Origin of the sequence: Neobacillus pocheonensis, from assembly GCF_050477905.1 — a bacterium.
GTDB classification, from domain to species: domain Bacteria; phylum Bacillota; class Bacilli; order Bacillales; family Cytobacillaceae; genus Neobacillus; species Neobacillus pocheonensis_A.
In genome coordinates, this window is record NZ_JBCNAD010000018.1 from 20,001 (window position 1) to 38,644 (window position 18,644).

Sequence of the window (18,644 nt, forward strand, 5' to 3'; positions counted from 1 at the left end):
AGCAACGGTTTATTATTTTTCAAAACCTGCTAAAAAAATTTCCGACTAAAAACCCGCTGATTTTATCCTCAGCGGGTTTCATCTTCATTGCCTGTTATTCAGCTGATTGTGTTAAATATTTCTTCTGTTTCCGTAAAATAATAATGTAGTATAAAGCATAATAAGCAAACATAATGAGCATTAAGCCAGAGGTCCAGGAATTGCCGGTAATGCTTCCTATATTTTGAAAACTATTTGCTTGCCCCTCTTGTAGTTTCCCAAGAGACTCTAAAGAGTATATTCCATATATCCGATAAATTAATCGAGCAAAGAAAATAGCAGTAACAAGACTGCCAATCCAGATGTTCGGCAGGAAGTACCAGCTTTCATTTCGTTTTTCAAACTTGGTCATCCCTGCTCCGTAATAGGCTAGAATAATTCCAATCACTATTCCCAAAATGTCTGAGATTAAATTAATTGGGTGGGCAACCCCTACCCCCAAAAATATCAGCCCAATAGCAAGAAAAAGGATGGTTCTAAACAATAGTTTACCTTGATTCAACTTCTGCCAGCCTATGGTTCGGCGGACACGCCTAAATATACTGAAAAGAATAAGTGCTCCGATAATGATGATAGAGTATGTTGGTTGATGCATGATTGGCCCCCTAATTAGAGAAAGTATTGGAAAATCCTTATTTTTTAAAATTCCAGTAACCATTCATCTTTTCAAAAAAGAAGCCTTGATTCGTTTCGATTAGATTTACCAAAAATGGAGTTTCCCCTTTTTCTATTAACACTTCCTCAACAATACCTTCTCCAATAGGTGAACAGAATAACAGGGTTGTTCCGTGTAATTCTAATTTTCCGCACCAGGCATTTAATCTTTGGTCAAAAAATGCGTCACCGGGTTTCAGATTTAGCATTTGTCCCCAGGTTGTGATTGTTTGCTCTAAATCCCTTACAGCAAAACCAACACTTTCAAATTTGGGATGTCCCATTGTGTGCTTCCCTATTAAACCCTGCTTCTCTAAGTCAGAAATTCTCTCCTCATCCGACTTTTCCCATTGGATAAAAAATGGAAGACGAAGATCATCTCCTTGATTTTCTGGGAATAACAGTGACCAGCTAATTGTTTCCCCATCTGCACGGACCCTTTCTCCTGGAATTGGGCCATAAACAGTAACTCCATTCTCTTTAAACTTTATGGCTAATTGTTCTATGCAATCAGTACGAATGGCAATTCTGGCAGGTCCTTCTCCGAATTCTTTTGGTAGCTGTTCAGCGATATGAGTAACCAGCAGGTTCTCTTTATGTTTTTCGGCAATCGCTGCATTTTCAATTCCTAAAAATTCGATATAGCTCAAGCCAAAATAGCTAAGTGTGTTATAGGTGCCCCATTTTTCATGACGACCGCCATTAGCTGCATGTATCCCTAATTGTTTGAGGAGTGGAATGGCTCCCTCCGGCTTTTTAGAAAACCAGACTAGATGATCAAAAGAAAATTGCATTCCTACACCTTCTTTATTTTTCTAAAACAAATTGATAACATGTCACACCCTCAACCTGTTTAAAACCCTCCTGAATATATAAGGACTGCGCTCGTTCATTCTCTCCGTTGACTGAAAGGATGGTTTTATTATAGGATTTTTCCTTAGCAAACTTAAGGGATGCTCTTAATAATTGTCTTCCTAAGCCCTTGCCTTGATATTCTGGAAGAATGGCCAGGGGCCCAATATTCATTATTGGTTCATCCTCATATTCATCTGCCGCTCCCCTAACGACACCGACAGGTTTCTCTTTATGAAATAGAATTTCCATACCGCCTTCGAGATAATCGCTGCTTGAAATCAGCTTACTCACCATTTCAGGAGTGACAGGTGTTTCATTTCCCTTCAGTGTGGCGAACCCGGCGTTCCGTACATTACTCCAAATTTCTTCATCTTTACCTGGTACAAAATTGCGCATAACATATTCTTCTGGCAGACTCACTTCAGGTATATCCATTTCCTCCCTAACTAACAGGAAAGCGTACCGTTCTACTGAAAAATTCAGCTGCTCCATCATCTCTGCTAAAGGCTCATTTGCCAATGGAATAAAAATAAACACCTTGTCTAGTCCGCTAGTATGCTTTTGGAGTGATTTCAATAGTTGAAGATAGAGTGATTTATCATTGATTTCGGAATGAAAAATCCGAAAACGCGCTCTTTTCCCTCGTCGATTGTATTCATCGATGATCAATGAGGCAGCGGCCACAATCTCCCCTTGCGGATTAGTCACTATGTATGTTGGATTCTCAGAATCTGGCGCAAACTTTTTTAAATGCTCCTCATATAAAAAGGAATCATCTACTTCTTTTCTATGTTTCTGGCAGTATTCAACAAATTCCTTGACTCTCATGCTTCCTAATGCTTCAACCCTCATTGAGTACTCACCTCTATCATCCTTCAACCATTTTACCACGAATTAATTTTATAAAAATACTGAAAATTTAGTTTTTTAAAAGAAGCCTTGTTCAATTGAGCAGGACTTCTTCGAGTTTAAAGATATAAGAGGAAAAATCATTTTTGATCAGTGGGAGAGATAATCCTATTTTCATAAGTTCATCTCCATAGTATTCCTGCTCGCCTCCGTTGATTCTGTATTTCATCGCATGATTAAGTCCAGACAGTTTGAGGCGTAAAAATGGCGGGTTAGGCGTTGCCAGTGTTTTATAGTAAAAAACAACTGCTCTTTGCTGATTTGCCGCCACATACATCCAAGCTGAATCCATTCCTTCAAATGGACTTAACAGCCTAAATAGGTCTCCAAAACAGACGAGATCCTTGATCTGATGGTAGAGTTGGATGTTCTCAGCTACCACATTTTTTTCAGCGCCGCTTAGTTTATCAATATTTAATTCAAAGCCGAAATTAGCGGCCATAGCCACATGGCATCTTATTTTTAGAGGCGTTACTCTACCTACCTGGTGATTTGGAACATCGGAAACATGTGCCCCCATTGTAATCGCCGGGTAGACAATACTTGTTCCGTATTGGATTTTCAGCCTTTCGACTGCATCTGTATCATCACTCGTCCAGGTTTGCGGCATGTAATAAAGCATGCCAGGGTCAAAGCGGCCGCCGCCGCCGGAACAGCTTTCAAACAAAACATGAGGAAAACGTCCTGTCAATGTTTCCAAAATCCGATACAGCCCAAGCATATAACGGTGGGCTGTTTCCTGCTGTCTTTCGGGTGGAAGTGCAGCTGAACCCACCTCGGTCATATTGCGGTTCATATCCCATTTTACATAGGTAATTTGAGCGCTGTTCAAGAGATTTGTGAGTGTAGTAATTAAATAATCGCAAACCTCTTCCCTGCTTAAATCAAGAATTAGCTGGTTTCTTGAAAGTGTTCGATGTCGTCCTGGCACATGAAGACACCAATCAGGGTGTTTCCGATATAATTCACTATCAGGTGAAACCATTTCCGGCTCTACCCATAAGCCAAACTTCATCCCTTTTTTGGTAACATAATCAGCCAATCCATCCAATCCATTAGGTAGTTTTTTCATATACACCTGCCAATCCCCTAGTGAGCTTTTATCATTGTCACGATGTCCAAACCAGCCGTCATCGAGGACAAACAGTTCAATTCCAAGCTCCTTTCCAGCATCAGCAATTTCCTTCAATTTTTTTTCATTAAAATGAAAATAGGTGGCCTCCCAATTATTGATAAGAATTGGACGTGTTTTGTCACGGTAAACGCCTCTGCATATTCTTGTTCGCAATAATTTATGGTAGGTCCGGGACATTCCTCCAAGGCCATCTGAAGAATAAACCATTAATACTTCTGGTGTTTGAAAGGTTTCTCCAGGCTTTAAAAGCCATTTGAAATCAAAGGGATTGATACCGATGGAGAGCCTTGTGGTTTGAAATGGGTCAACCTCTAAAGAAGCTTGAAAGTTCCCACTGTAAACTAAACTTATACCATATACTTCCCCTTGCTCCTCGGTTGAATTTTTCGCAAGTAAGGCAATAAAGGGATTATGCTGATGGCTGCTTGCCCCTCTTGAAGAGGAAATTGACTGCATCCCATGGAGCAATGACTTCCGCTCGATATGACGTTCACGTCCCCATGTACCATGCAAATGAAGCCATTCCCAATTAGAATGATGAAAGTCGACAGACATGCTCATACATTTAATAATTTCTACTTCCTGACTGCCAAGGTGTTCAAAAGTTACAGACCTCGTTATAACATCCAAGTCGCGGTAAATCGTGTAGTGGAGATTCATTCCGATCCCCAGCATGGAATCCACCATGGTGATGATTAGTGTTTCCGCTTCTGATTCATTTTCAATATAAGAAGCAGGGAGTCCCTTTAATCGTGGTTTCCCTTGAACAATTTCATGTGAATCATAAATAAATTCTGTAATCGTTGATCCTTCTCGCGTACGAAGTTGGTAAGCGGGGCTTCTGAAATCTCCGTTTCCGTAAGCAGGATATTCCTGTGGAAGCGTATCGAGTGAAAATGCCGGGAACCCCGGTTCCGATGTTGGCGAAAACGCCCTGCCTTTATATTGGAGTATGGTTGAAGGCTGCATTGTCTGAACAAGTTTACCCCAGTACAGATGAGCAGGATATTTGCCATGCACAATCTGAATTAAATAGCTTATCCGATCATTATTTAAATGGAAAATTCTATCCTTTTCGTTCCAATTGATTGGCACACGGCCTCTCTCCTCATCTTTAAGCATTTACTTTTTAAACAATGTAATAATATCTGTTTATGTTACCTGCTTTTTGTATATGCTATTTTCGAAATGGTAGTTGGAAAAAATAATTTGGGGGTTGTAATATGTCAGAGTTAGAGCCAATTGAATACGAAACAGGCACGGCCGTGCGTGATTATGACATTCTTAAGATTACACAAACAGCATTGGGTTATGAAGTGTTACTTGATATTAACTTGGATAGCGGTTATTCCTTAACTGGGACAAAATTGGAAATTACTCACGAAGATTTACAAGGGTATGAGACGAATGAAATTGAGGAATGTATTAAATATGCATTAGGATTTTTTGGAAACTTATCACAATAAAGAAACACTTCTGGAGAGTTTAATCAAACGTTTGATTAGTTATTACTCTATTGATGAAAAACTTAGTACAACTTGGGTCAGGTGAATGTAATCAAACGTTTGATTAGTTTTCAAGTAAAGTAAAAAACCCTTGTACGTCAAGGGTTCAGGTCCGTTTAATCAAGCGTTTGATTAGTTTTTAAATTTTAATCCTAAATTTTTGGTTAGTCGTGCTGCCATTTCCGAATACACGCTCAAGGTATTGAATCTCATTATCTGCCATGAACATAATCGCTGAACTCCGCGTCCCGTAAGAATCGCTTTTGATAAAAAGGGGCGACAGCATTTTTTCCATATCCAATGGAACCCCTGTGTTCGGAAGAAGCTCATCTGAAGCCCTTTCGGCATTTTGGAGAAGAGAAAAAAGATTTTCAATTATATTCTCCTGCTTTCCGGTGATGATTTTAGCTAAACCTTCCTTGCCAATCCGAACCTTAGGCCATTCGGTATTTAATAAGTGATTACTGACACCATAAATACCAGCCTCCAGTTTTCGCAGTTCCTGGCCAATATTTGAATAATAATATAATTCATCAGTATCCCCTGCTAATAAGTTATATCCTGGATACTTATCTTTGTTTCCTGCAAGTTCTCGCATATAATCATTCAAATTCCCATTGTATTTGAGTGCATCTGCCACCAGTTCCCCGCGCGAACGTTTACCCTCTGCAACTTCTTTGGGATTGCGATAATTGGTCAAAGCGGCGAAACGACCTTTGTTGGTCACTCCCATCCACGTTCCCATCTTTTCTAGATCCCGTCCAGCAAGAATGTCCGGGCTATCCTCCCAAAAATAGGCAGGGGCAGTCGGCCTCTTGTAAAATTCATCTCGATTGGCGGCAACAATCAACTTATAAACAGGATGAACCTTATAAGCAAACAAAATCAAACACATGAACAACCACAGCCTTCATATCAATTTTACAGAAAAATGAAATCAACTTATTTATCCAGAGGCAGTTTTATTTCAACCAGGGTTCCCTCTTTTTCTTTGCTGGAGTAGGTGATGCTGCCGTTGTGCTGTTTGATGATTTTGTGGCAGATCATAACGCCGAGACCTGTTCCTTTTTCTTTTAAGCTGTAGAAGGGTTCACCTAAACGCGGAAGCAATTCCTCTGGAATTCCACAGCCTTGGTCTTGAATAGAAATAATACATTCACCTTTAGCCCCATTCCTGATGCTGACTCGAATCTCCCCGCCATCATGCATGGCCTCCATTGCGTTCTTAAGAATATTTAAGAATACCTGCTTTAATTGGTTCTTTTCACCCGTAATAAAATAGGACGCTGCTTCGGATTTTAACTTAAATTGAATATCGTACATTAGGGCTTCAGGAGCAAGTAACTCCAGTGTATTTTCAATTAATCCCCAAACATTCAAACGGCTCGGCTGGACCGCCTGCGGTTTTCCTAATGATAACAGCCCTGTTGTAATCGATTCAATCCGTTCCAGTTCACTCAATAACAATTCATTAAAATCAAAGGAATCAACCCCGCTTTTATAAAGCTGCACAAAGCCTTTTATCGTTGTGAGTGGATTTCTGATCTCATGCGCCACTCCGGCCGCTAACTCTCCAACAATCGATAGTTTTTCAGATTGCAAAAGTATTTCTTCTGATTTTTTCCGTTCGGAGATATCACGGCTAATAATGACAATATGCTCAACGTTTTTCATTTCTCCCTCAACAGGCATACAGCGGGATTCAAACTCAATCCAATACCCTTCTTGATGGAGGAGGCGAAATTCCATCGAGTGCGACTCGTTATTTTCAAACATTTTAATAACAGAAGTTTTAAATAGACATACATCATCAGGGTGAATAAACTTAAATAACTCAACCTTTTCCAAATCAACTCCATGATATCCTAAAACCATTTCATGCGAAGGAGAGAAGTAGCTGATACTTAGATCAGGATTCATCACCATGATCAGGTCCGATGTGTTTTCAGCAATTAGCCGATATTTGGATTCACTTGCTGCAAGCGTCATCTCGACTTCCTTTTTTTCGGAAATGGTCCTATGCATCTTCCGATAAGCCTCTATCAACAATAGCCCAACGATAACTCCTAACAAAACAAACAGGAGATATGTAATATGAAAAAATGGTTCATCTCTAAATACATGGAAAATAACTGGGACTGTTATCACATAGATAACAATATACGAGCAAAATAGAAACATGCTTCTTTTTACTGGTGTGAATTTTTTAATATATAAATAAAGGACTGAAAGACCGAACATGATAACTGCCCAACCGATAATAGCCGGTGTCCAATGACCGCTTGATGACAATCTGGCAAGCAAGGCAAATGTCCCTGTCATCAATCCTGATACAGGTCCAAGGTAGGCAAATGTCAAAATGACAGGAGCATAGCGAATATCATAGGAATACCCTTGGTGCTGAAATGATAACATTACGAGAATAATAGAAATGATTCCCCCATATACCCCGCCCCAAAGACGAGCATGTTTCATCGGTCTATGATTAAAGAAAGAACGAATGACTAGTGGTGTACTGACCAATAATGAAAAAATTGAGAGATTAATAATGTAGTCGAAAAGAACCAACTGACTCCCACCCATACTTAGATAATTCATATTATTCTCTTTTATCATAAACTAGAGATAGTAGTATTACCATACTATTTATCTGGTATCTCCTAAAATCAAAGTGGGGCACTATCCATGGTTGGATGTGCCCTTTTTTACATTATGCAGATATCTTATTAGCAATAGTTAAAATCAATAGTATTCAAAGGCCCGATTTGATGTTGGGAACCACAAAACAAAAAAGAGTGTCCGCCGATCGAGGACAAATGTCCACGAATGGTGCCTGACACCCTTTTAAGATTATTTCTTTTTAGCGTGTTTGCGCATGTCAAATGCGACTGCGACGATGATAATTAAGCCTTTTACGATGAATTGAATGTATGGGCTTACGCCTAGGAAGGCCAGTCCATAGTTGATTACTTGGAAAATAAGAACCCCAGTGATTACGCCTGGAACGGATCCGATACCACCTGATAGAGATACGCCGCCGACTACGCAGGCTGCGATTGCATCTAATTCGTACATGTTACCAGTGTTGTTCGTTGCACTACCAACACGGCCCGCTTCAAGTGTTCCTGTTAAGCCGTACAGAAGGCCGGCAATCGTATAGATGATAATAAGGTTTCTTGCGACGTTAACACCGGAAACCTTAGCTGCTTCTGGGTTGCCGCCGATCGCATACATATTTTTACCAAGCTGTGTTTTATTCCAGATCACCCAAATGATAATCGATACAATAATGGCATAAAGAATGAGATATGGGAATTCATATGAGCCTAATTTAATACCACGTTGAGCAAAAGTTGTAAACTTTTCGCTTAAACCACCGATAGGTTGTGCGCCATATGGCGGGCGGTCAAAGTAAATGGAAGTCAAACCGTACACACCAATCATCATTCCTAATGTAGCAATGAATGGAGGAACGTGAAACTTGGATACAATCACACCATTTAATGCGGCGATTATTCCTGTTGCAGCCATCGCGATTAAAATAGGTACAAATAGCGGCAGATCAGGCAAATTAGGATACATTTTATAAGCATAATCGCCCGCTTGCAGCATCGAAGCCGAAATAACGGCGGCAAGACCAACCATCCGACCAGCAGAGAGGTCCGTACCTGCGGTAATCAGGATACCCGCAACCCCAAGCGCAATAATAATACGTGAGGATGATTGAGCCAGAATATTAATCAAGTTCGTCATCGATAAGAAGTCTGGAGAAGCAACAACAATTCCGACCACCAATAGGATTAGCACTACATAAATAACATTATCAACAAGCCATTTTGATACATTCGCTTTTTTTGAAGCCTGAGTATTCATTTCCATCGCCTCCTAGTACAAAGCTGCCAGTCGCATGATTTCTTCTTGAGAAGTCGTTGCCGTTTCTACGATTCCGGCGGCTTTTCCATTACTCATTACTAAAATTCTATCTGTAACACCCATAAGTTCAGGCATTTCGGAAGAGATCATGATAATGCCTTTTCCGTCTGCGGCTAGTTGGTTAATAAGTTGATAGATTTCAAACTTTGCTCCAACGTCAATGCCACGTGTTGGTTCATCGAGCAATAAAATATCTGGCTTTGTTAATAGCCAGCGCCCGATAATAACCTTTTGCTGGTTACCGCCGGAAAGACTTCCGATTGATGTTTTTTGTGTAGGTGTTTTTACCTTCATGGAATCAATTACCCATTGTGTGTCTACCTTGACTTTACTGTCAGACAAAAATGGTCCTTTACGGTATTGATCCATATTGGAAATAATCGAGTTAAAGCTGATGCTTAGTTCTGGGAAAATACCTGTGGATCTTCGTTCTTCTGTCACAAGGGCAAAGCCGTTTTTAATGGCATGCTGCGGTGAATGATTCTTGACCACTTTCCCATGTAATTCAATTGTTCCAGATTTCAACGCTCTCATTCCAAAAATCGATTCCACGACTTCTGTACGCTTGGAGCCCACCAGACCTGCGATTCCTAGAATCTCTCCTTTTCGGAGTTCAAAGTTTACATCTGAAAAAGAAGGCTGAGTCTCTGCTGTTAAATTAGAAACTTTCAAAATCACATCACTCGGCTTGTTGATTTTCGCTGGGAAGCGCTGTGATAAATCCCGGCCAACCATCAACTTGATGATTTCATCGGTTGTTAAATCTTTTGCACTTTTGGTTGCAATATACTGACCGTCACGCATGATGGTAACTTCATCGGAAATTTTTAATATTTCTTCCATTTTGTGCGAGATGTAAATAATCGCAACATTATCACTTTGCAGTTTTTTGATGATTCTAAACAGATGGTTTACTTCATTCTCTGTAAGGGATGAAGTTGGTTCGTCCATTACAATGATTTTAGAATTATAAGAAACGGCTTTCGCTATTTCGACCATCTGCATCTCAGAAACAGAAAGCGTGCTCACCTTGCTGCGCGGATCAATATTAATATCGAGTCCTTTGAATATTGCTTTCGTGTCCTCGTACATTTTCTTTTCATCTATGAAAATACCTTTTTTCGGATAACGGCCAAGCCATAAGTTATCCATAACATTTTGCTGGCGTACCTGATTCAATTCCTGGTGCACCATGGAGACGCCGTTCTCAAGCGCCTGCTTTGAATTGACAAAGGATACTTCTTTCCCGTCAAAAAGAATTTTGCCTTCATCCATCGAATAAATTCCGAATAAGCACTTCATTAAGGTGGATTTACCTGCCCCATTCTCGCCCATTAAGGCATGCACCGATCCCGCCTTCACTTTAAGAGAAACATTATTTAGGGCGATAACGCCGGGGAACCGTTTCGTTATATTTAGCATTTCAAGCAAATTTGTTTTACTACCTTCTGACATGAGCAAACCTCCTCGCTTTACCATTTAAAAAATATGAGACCACGCTTGCTCGTCTCATATCTATTGATTAAAGTATTATTTTTCAAAAAAATAGGGCGTTGTCCTGCTTCAAAGGGGGTACTCTTTGAAGCAATGCCCCGAACGAAGGAAAAGCACACTCTTTTCCTTCGTTCGAGGAGCGCCTTGGGGCAGTGCCCCCGGACTGGCGCTTCTACTAGAAACTTCTTATTTGTATGCGTCTTTACCAACTTGGATGTTGTCTTTAGTTACTTCAATGTAAGGAACACGAACCGCTTTCTTATCATCAAGCTTCCAAGAAGTTCCGTCTAGAACGTCTTTGCCTTTTGCTGCATTTGCTGCAAGATCGACGGTTGCTTTACCTTGGTTTTTCGCGTCATTCAAGACAGTACCAACCATTTTGCCTTTTTCGATCATTTCAAGTGCTTCTGGAATCGCGTCAACACCTACAACCGGCATGAATTTGTCGCCAGAGAAGAATCCAGCTTTTTCAAGAGAAGCAATGGCTCCAAGTGCCATACCATCGTTGTTAGCGATAACGAATTCAATTTTGTCGCTGTATTTTGCTAACCAAGCGTCCATTTTTTCAGTTGCTTTTGTAGCATCCCACATAGCTGTATCCATAGCTAATTCTTCTACTTGGATACCTTTTTCTTTTACAGTATCAACTGCGAATTTCGTACGTGCTTCAGCATCTGGATGTCCTGGCTCACCTTTAAGTAATACGTATTGAAGCTTGCCGTCACCGTTTTTGTCCCATTTAGCTTTGTTAGCTTCCCAAGCTTTTGCGATTAATTGGCCTTGTAGCACACCTGATTCTGAAGAAGTTGTTCCAACATAGTAAGCTTTATCATAGCCTGCTAATACACTTGCATCTGGCTCTTTGTTAAAGAAGATAACTGGGATATTTTTTGGTTTAGCTTTATCAATAATGGTTTGTGCCGCTTTTGGATCTACTAGGTTAATAGCAAGAGATTTAGCACCTTTTGCAATTAGGGTATCTACTTGCTCAATTTGTTTTGCTTGGTCATTTTGCGAATCGTTCAGCATTAAATTTACATTTCCCTTTGCTGAAGTTTCCATCGCACGACGTACATAGCTCATGAAGTTGTCGTCAAACTTATAGATGGTTGCACCTACTGCAGGAAGTTTGGTGTCCTTGCTGCCTGCAGAATCGCCAGACCCGCTAGTTGAGCTGCTGCAGCCAGTAGCTAATAAAATACTAGATGCAACTGTTAATGATAGAATCAAGCCTTTTTTCTTTTTCGACATGTCCTCATTCTCCTTTTTACTTTTTGTAAAGACTTTGGTAAACTCCTCCGAACTGCTTAACTCAGCCCCCTTGTAAGCCCTTACACTTATGTTAGCATCAGAACAATTTCTGCAATAGTTCTAAACTATAGCACATATTTGTGATTATCTAGACTTTTTTGTAATCGCTTGCAATTAGAAAACCGACCTTCAATTTGGAAGAAGATCGGTTCTAAATAAGGTTCAATTATGTTGTAATTCCGACAGAGTTTTGTCCTGTTTTAAACGCTCTAAAAGAAGATCAACAAATCTCATGCATTTATTTAAGTCCCCAACTTGTGGTCTAAGCTCTACTTTCATGGTAACAGCTAAATCAGTGCAAACGAAAAGCATATCCTTAAATACATCCACAGCCCCACAAAACTTAGGATAAAAGCTATCTCCCGTACCAACCACACCTGTAACAATCCTTTTCACTTCCTGATTTTCAAAAGCTTGATATAAAGGCACCATTTCATGAGGGATATCACCATTTCCCCAAGTGTAGGTTCCAATAATAATAGCATCAAATTGTTTTATTTGAGTGATTGGAAATTCATTTACACAATAAATATTTACATTTATTGGATGTATATTAATGAAGTTATAAAGCAGTTCTACAAGCTCTTTTGTGTTTCCGGATTTAGAGGCATAAACTAAAGCTACTTTCATGAACAATACCTCACCTATAATTCATCGAAACCGTTCGACTGAGTTACTTTTGTATAGGTTCTTGATTTTTGTTCAAAGAAATCGGACTTCGTTTCATTAATCATTTCGTCACTAAAAATATGGATCCACGGCATCGGATTTTCTCTCTCTTCATACAAGTTTTTTAATCCAAGCTGACGTAAGCGTTTATTGGCAAGGTATTCTACATAACTTTCAAACTCGTTTAAATCTATTCCTTCGATTTCACTCAAGATGACATGTGCCCATTCCTTTTCAAGATTGACGGCATGTCCAATGGTTTTATAAACATAGTCCATGTTATCATCAGTGTTCAATTCTGGATTTTCTGCTAGAAGAATACGGATAAACTGTGCAATGAAGTAGGCATGCTGCATTTCATCCCTCTGAATATAACTGATCATCGTACTTGTCTTTAGCATCTTTTGATGACGGGCCAGATTATAGAAAAAGGCAAATCCCGCATAAAAATAAATCCCTTCCAGGTTAATAGAATTCACGCCAAGTTTGAATAGATTCTGAGGTGTAGGATTTTCCCGGAAACCCTCATATGCATCTAAAATAAGCTTGTTCCGTTTCTGTACAATAGGATCATTTTTTGCTTGATTAAATCGATTATTTTGCTCACTTAGAGGGACAAGTGAACTTAATAAATAAGAATACGATTCATTATGGACGGCCTCTTGTTGTGAAATCACCGCAAAAATTGCCTTAAAACTGGAATCCGTTACATAATCCATCACTTGGCTCATTGTTGGTGTTTGAAGACTGTCCAATGAAGCAAGCTGTGTGTTTATTCTTAAAAAAACATCCTGCTCGGTGGTACTAAGGGAATCCCATTGTTTGATATCGTCTTGCATGTTAATCTCTTGTGCTTTCCAAAAATTTGACAATAAGGTTTGGTAAATATCATACATTTGTGGATAGGCAATATCGTTCCAGTTTAATAGACCGGATGATTTGCCGTTAATAATCCCAGTGGATTTATTAGGAAATTCCGGGTTTAGCAGCTTAATTCTTTCTAAAGGTGAATGTCTATTCATTTATGAACCTCCTGGATCGAAAATAATTATGATTTAACTATGGCAGGCTTCACATTCTTCAATCTCGGCTTGTGATGTACTTCTCACGTAGTATGTAGTTTTTAGCCCTTGTTTCCATGCTTCCATGTGAAGATTTAAGAGATCTTTCGCTTTAATATCATGTCTAACGTAGAGGTTAAAACTAATCGCTTGATCAATATGACGTTGCCGTGCGGCATTCTGTTTTATGCTCCATACTTGATTTAACTCATGTCTGGAACGGCGATAATAGTTGTAGGTTACATGATTCAAATCAGGAGCAGTGACCTTAAACTTAAAGTTTTTCTTTTCCTCCGCGTATTCTACTGCATACAAAGGATCAATCCCATCTGTTGAACCCCCTATTTTCGCAGTAGAGGAGTTTGGAGCAATAGCCATCAACCAGCCATTACGGACTCCATGCTTTGAAACATCATTTTTTAATTGCTTCCATCGATCAGAATGATATTTTTTACGATCAAAATACACACCCGTTTGCCATTCAGAACCAGCGAATTTGCTATAAGTTCCCTTTTCCCGTGCAAGTTCCATCGATGAGCGGATGGTATAATAAGCAATGTCATCATACAGTTCATCTGTATAACGAACTGCCTTTTCAGACTCCCAATGGATACCCTTAAGTGCTAGCAGGTGATGCCATCCAAATGTCCCTAGTCCAACAGCCCTGAATTTTTTATTGGTTTTTTGCGCTTGTCCAACCGAGATTGTATTTAAATCGATGACGTTATCGAGCATTCTTACTTGGATACGAATTAAACGCTCCAAGACATCGGCAGGAACAGCTTTACCAAGATTAATGGACGACAAATTGCACACGACAAAATCACCTGGTTTGCGAACCATTACAAGGTTTCCATCCTCATCTTGATATTCGTTAACAATGGTTGTAGCCGACATGTTTTGGGCAATCTCTGTACAAAGGTTACTGCAAAAGATAGAAGCACGTCCCTTCCCTAACAAATGCTTATTGGGATTTTGTCGGTTTACTTCGTCACGATAGAACATATAAGGTGTCCCTGTTTCTAATTGAGCAACCATGATGCGAGCCATAATATCCATGGCACGATAAGTTTTACGTGGAAGTAACGGATTGTTCACGGCTTCTTTATATTTAACTGTAAAATACTTATCGTCTGTTTCATCATAGAAATCTTCAAGTCCCAATGGGTTTCCATTTTCATCTTTCCATCCCATTATTTGCTTTACCTCATGAGGACAAAATGCATGCCATTGTCCTATACTTCTCCCGCTTTCATCTACCTCATTAAGCTTTTCCATAAATAGGTCTGGTACGGTCACACCAGTAAAAATGTCATGCGCTTTACGTCGCTCGTCCCCATTATTGGTTTTCAAGTCAAGGAATCCATTCATGATATCTTTATGGAATAAATCAAGGTAAATGGACACTGCACCCTGACGTTGACCTAACTGATCGACACTAACGGCGGTATCGTTAACTAACTTAATCCATGGGATAACTCCCGAAGAATTTCCCTTAAATCTCTTGATATCAGAACCTAGTGCACGCACTTTCCCATAATAGATTCCTATACCACCGCCATCTTTACTTAATCTTGCAATATCCCAGTTATTCAAATAAATGCCATCAAGGGAATCGTCTACTGTATCAATAAAGCAGGAAGAAAGTTGTCCAAAGCTTTTGCCTGCATTTGATAATGTGGGGGTTGCCACTGTCATATATAAATTACTTAAAGCCCAATAAGCTTCTTTAACAAGCCCAATGCGTTTTTTAGGATTTTCGTATTTCATTAGGGTCATGGCAATAATCATGAACCGTTCTTGCGGAAGTTCATAAATATTTCGATCATGGTCCTTGGCAAGATAGCGGTCAGCTAGCAAGAATAACCCGATGTAATTAAATAAGTGATCGAGGTCAGGATTAATCTCTTTTTCCAATTCATCTATTTCATTTTTCGAATACAAATTCAGTAAATCATTTGAATAAATTCCTTTGTTCGTTAATGTCGAAATAAGAGAGTAAAAATTGCTATATATTAAAGTACGGGCAACCCCACGGTTTTTGGCTGCTTTTTCATATAACTCATTTAGATATAAATGTGCAGCTAAAAATGTCCAATTCGGCTGATCCACCGCAATTTGATTTAATGCATAAAATAATGCCTGCTGGTTTGCCTCGAACTCTGAAACATTCAATTCATTAATACGTTCTATTAGATCGGATGCATCGATATGATATTTCTCTGATGCTTTAATGATAGCTTTAGTAACGAAATTAAGTTCTGATTCAATACGTGTACACATTTCTTTTTCCTCCTATAATAAGAAAAGCGCTGGAGCTGGACAATTCTCGAAGTCGAAATCTATACTTTCTTATCATTTGCAAAAAATCCGTTAAGGTTTAATTGAACGGACCCTTCCCGTATAAGTACCTTAAAAGGTAAGTGTTCCTATACGTAGTTTCCGAGTGGCGGACACCATATTTTTTAGCGAAGCGACGGTTTCTTCTTCCCGACGTGTTTTTAATCCACAATCCGGATTCACCCAGAACTGATCTTTTGAAATAACTTCTAAACTATCTTTTAAGATTGCATCGATTTCTTCTACACTTGGTACACGCGGGCTATGAATATCATATACTCCTAAACCAATCCCAAGTTCATAGGAATTTTGTTTCAGCGATTGAATCAGTTCGCCATGACTTCTAGACGTTTCAATGGAAATCACATCCGCGTCAAGGGAACGAATCGGCTCAATAAAGTCGTTAAACTCGCAGTAGCACATATGTGTATGAATTTGGGTTTCATTCTTCACACTTGAAGTGGCTAACTTAAAGGCGTTAACCCCCCAGGCTAAATACTCCGCCCAGTTTTCTTTGCGTAATGGCAGTCCTTCACGTAATGCCGGTTCATCGACTTGGATAATGGCAATGCCTGCAGTTTCTAACGCTTGAATCTCTTCCCTTAATGCTAAGGCTAGTTGGTTGGCTACCTGTTCACGCGAAATATCATCACGGACAAAGGACCAATTTAAGATGGTAACAGGACCTGTTAACATTCCTTTCACATACTTAGACGTTAATTGCTGCGCCTCTTCTACTTCCTTCACTGTCATCGGGGCTGTCCACTCGATGTCACCATAAATAATGGGTGGTTTCACACAACGTGAACCATATGATACAACCCAACCTTTTTCTGTAAAGGCAAAACCTTCCAGCTTTTCTCCAAAATACTCAACCATATCCGTACGCTCAAATTCACCATGGACTAAAACATCCAGTCCAATTTCTTCTTGAATTTGAATCCAACGAGCGGTTTCACTTTTCAGAAACGCTTCATATTCAGCCTCTGAGATTTCTTTTTTACGCCAGGCCGTTCGTGTACGTTTTACTTGATCGGACTGAGGGAAGCTGCCTATTGTTGTTGTTGGATAATCTGGTAAATGCAATGCCTCTTTCTGTAAGGGTTGTCGTTCTTTAAACGTCATTGGCCGGCTAAAATGCTCTGGCTTTATTTGTAGTACAAGCTCTTTCACACGTACATTTTTCCTCGCCCCATGCTGGGCTAATGATTGGGTCGCTTTCATGCTTTGTGACACGCTCTTATTTCCTGTCCAAGCCTCGTCACGAACATAGGCTGTTAATTGTGTTAACTCCACAATTTTCTCATCGGCAAATGACAAAGCATTTGTTAAGGTGGTATCTAGACGCGTTTCCGCCTTCGACGTCACAGGGACATGCTGTAAACTACATGAAGACTGAATCCAGGCTTCTTTTACACCGCTTAATGCTAAAACAGCCTTCGTACTTGTTGCTTTTTCAGCCAAATTTGCCCGCCAAATATCACGTCCATTTATGATCCCAATTCCTAATACTTTATCGGAGGGGAAGCCGTGTTTACGAAGGGAAGCCATATTCTCTTCAGCTCCGTGGATGAAATCAAGACCAATCCCTGAGACAGGTAATTGAGATAGTTCTTCATATGCTGATAATCCTTCAAAATAGGTTTGTAACATGATTTGTGCAGCGGGTACTTCGGCTGCTAATTGTTTGTAAATTTCTTGGACTAGTTTTACATCATCTGCTGTTAAAGATAGGACTAGTGCCGGTTCTTCCACTTGAATCCACTCTGCTCCTGCTTCGACAAGCTGCTGGAATACTCTTGCATAGAGCGGTAAGAGTTTTAAGATAAACAATGCTTTGGATTTGCTATCGTATCCTTTTGCTAGTTTCACAAAAGTGAACGGACCGATAATGGTCGGCTTCGTTATAAGACCTAATTCTTCTTTAGCTTCTGTAAAATAATCTAACAAGTAGTTTTTCGTTAGTTGTAAGGATTGGCCTTCAAATTCAGGCACGATGTAGTGATAGTTAGTGTTAAACCACTTTGTCATTTCACAAGCGATTACATCTTTTGCCCCACGTGCCATGGCGTAATACGTAGTTAGATTGACTTCTTCACCTGTCCATTTATAACGATTTGGAACCAATCCAAACATGGTTGCTTGGTCAAGCATACGGTCATAAAAGGTAAAATCCCCAACGGTTAGGTATTCTAAGCCTAATGATTGCTGGCGCTTCAAATTATTCAAGCGAATTGTTTTCATCTCGGCAATAAATTGCTCCTCTGATTTCGCACTCTTCCAAAAAGATTCAACACAACGTTTCCACTCACGGTTTTCTCCAATGTACGGGTAACCAATGACTGTACTTACTAAGTTCATGCTTCATTCCTCCTTTTAAATTTACAAACTACCAAACACAAAAAAGCCATCTCCACAAAATGGAAATGGCTCTACAATCAAGTTATAGGTATGCTAATAAAAACTGCATAAACATCGCTGCTCATAACTCGTTTGTCGTACAAATGAATGTCACCACCTATTTCCTCGTAGGTATTTGGTGTGTACTAGAATTTGGCAGGTCTCCTGGCTTATCATCATGGCTCCTCACACCTTCCCATCCTTAGACAGTGGTATTTGTGATTCACTCCGATTTACAGTTGCGGGACAGCGACGGAATTACACCGTTCTTCCCTTTTAAGCCAAGCATTTGCTTGGCACCAATTCTTACACGATATGGAATTTTCAATAACTATATCA

14 protein-coding genes and 1 riboswitch are annotated in these 18,644 nt (G+C 39.7%); of the genes, 1 reads left to right on the forward strand and 13 read right to left on the reverse strand.

Features of this window, described 5'->3' with window-relative positions:
- Positions 1-94: 94 nt before the first annotated feature.
- The 4 genes from ABES02_RS08785 to ABES02_RS08800 all read right to left on the reverse strand — a co-directional run bounded on the left by ABES02_RS08785 (position 95) and on the right by ABES02_RS08800 (position 4,687).
- Complete coding sequence (locus ABES02_RS08785) at positions 95-634, reverse strand: hypothetical protein (protein WP_430133096.1); 540 nt, start codon at positions 632-634, stop codon at positions 95-97.
- A gap of 37 nt (positions 635-671) precedes the next feature.
- Positions 672-1,487 carry a VOC family protein gene (locus ABES02_RS08790; RefSeq protein ID WP_430133098.1) on the reverse strand — a complete coding sequence of 272 codons (816 nt, stop codon included), beginning with the start codon at positions 1,485-1,487 and terminating at the stop codon, positions 672-674.
- Between the two features lie 13 nt (positions 1,488-1,500).
- Positions 1,501-2,400 (reverse strand): GNAT family N-acetyltransferase, encoded by a 900-nt coding sequence (locus tag ABES02_RS08795; RefSeq protein WP_430133100.1) that lies wholly within the window; start codon positions 2,398-2,400, stop codon positions 1,501-1,503.
- Positions 2,401-2,491: 91 nt separating this feature from the next.
- On the reverse strand, positions 2,492-4,687 hold the full coding sequence (locus ABES02_RS08800) for an alpha-galactosidase (protein WP_430133102.1): 2,196 nt from the start codon (positions 4,685-4,687) through the stop codon (positions 2,492-2,494).
- Between the two features lie 128 nt (positions 4,688-4,815).
- Between ABES02_RS08800 and ABES02_RS08805 the strand changes: the two genes are divergently transcribed.
- A complete protein-coding gene (locus tag ABES02_RS08805) occupies positions 4,816-5,058 on the forward strand; it encodes a hypothetical protein (protein ID WP_430133104.1) in 243 nt (80 codons plus the stop codon).
- Between the two features lie 178 nt (positions 5,059-5,236).
- Here ABES02_RS08805 and ABES02_RS08810 read toward each other — a convergent pair whose 3' ends face one another.
- The 9 genes from ABES02_RS08810 to metE form a co-directional block, all read right to left on the reverse strand.
- Positions 5,237-5,992: an NRDE family protein gene (locus ABES02_RS08810; protein ID WP_430133106.1), complete on the reverse strand. Its 756-nt coding sequence runs from the start codon at positions 5,990-5,992 to the stop codon at positions 5,237-5,239.
- Positions 5,993-6,039: 47 nt separating this feature from the next.
- Positions 6,040-7,695, reverse strand: coding sequence for an ATP-binding protein (locus ABES02_RS08815; protein ID WP_430133108.1), 1,656 nt, complete (start codon positions 7,693-7,695; stop codon positions 6,040-6,042).
- Between the two features lie 252 nt (positions 7,696-7,947).
- Positions 7,948-8,970: a galactose/methyl galactoside ABC transporter permease MglC gene (gene mglC / locus ABES02_RS08820; RefSeq protein WP_430133110.1), complete on the reverse strand. Its 1,023-nt coding sequence runs from the start codon at positions 8,968-8,970 to the stop codon at positions 7,948-7,950.
- A gap of 12 nt (positions 8,971-8,982) precedes the next feature.
- Complete coding sequence (gene mglA / locus ABES02_RS08825; protein ID WP_430133112.1) at positions 8,983-10,485, reverse strand: galactose/methyl galactoside ABC transporter ATP-binding protein MglA; 1,503 nt, start codon at positions 10,483-10,485, stop codon at positions 8,983-8,985.
- A 225-nt stretch (positions 10,486-10,710) separates the two neighbouring features.
- Positions 10,711-11,775 carry a galactose/glucose ABC transporter substrate-binding protein MglB gene (gene mglB / locus ABES02_RS08830; protein WP_430133114.1) on the reverse strand — a complete coding sequence of 355 codons (1,065 nt, stop codon included), beginning with the start codon at positions 11,773-11,775 and terminating at the stop codon, positions 10,711-10,713.
- A gap of 222 nt (positions 11,776-11,997) precedes the next feature.
- Entirely contained in the window at positions 11,998-12,465 is a 468-nt protein-coding gene (locus ABES02_RS08835) for a flavodoxin domain-containing protein (protein WP_430133116.1), read from the reverse strand.
- Positions 12,466-12,479: 14 nt separating this feature from the next.
- On the reverse strand, positions 12,480-13,526 hold the full coding sequence (locus ABES02_RS08840; RefSeq protein ID WP_430133118.1) for a ribonucleotide-diphosphate reductase subunit beta: 1,047 nt from the start codon (positions 13,524-13,526) through the stop codon (positions 12,480-12,482).
- A 33-nt stretch (positions 13,527-13,559) separates the two neighbouring features.
- Positions 13,560-15,848 carry a ribonucleoside-diphosphate reductase subunit alpha gene (locus ABES02_RS08845; protein WP_430133120.1) on the reverse strand — a complete coding sequence of 763 codons (2,289 nt, stop codon included), beginning with the start codon at positions 15,846-15,848 and terminating at the stop codon, positions 13,560-13,562.
- Between the two features lie 129 nt (positions 15,849-15,977).
- Entirely contained in the window at positions 15,978-18,266 is a 2,289-nt protein-coding gene (metE, locus tag ABES02_RS08850; RefSeq protein ID WP_430133122.1) for a 5-methyltetrahydropteroyltriglutamate--homocysteine S-methyltransferase, read from the reverse strand.
- A gap of 177 nt (positions 18,267-18,443) precedes the next feature.
- Positions 18,444-18,624, reverse strand: a riboswitch (cobalamin riboswitch).
- Positions 18,625-18,644 lie beyond the last annotated feature (20 nt).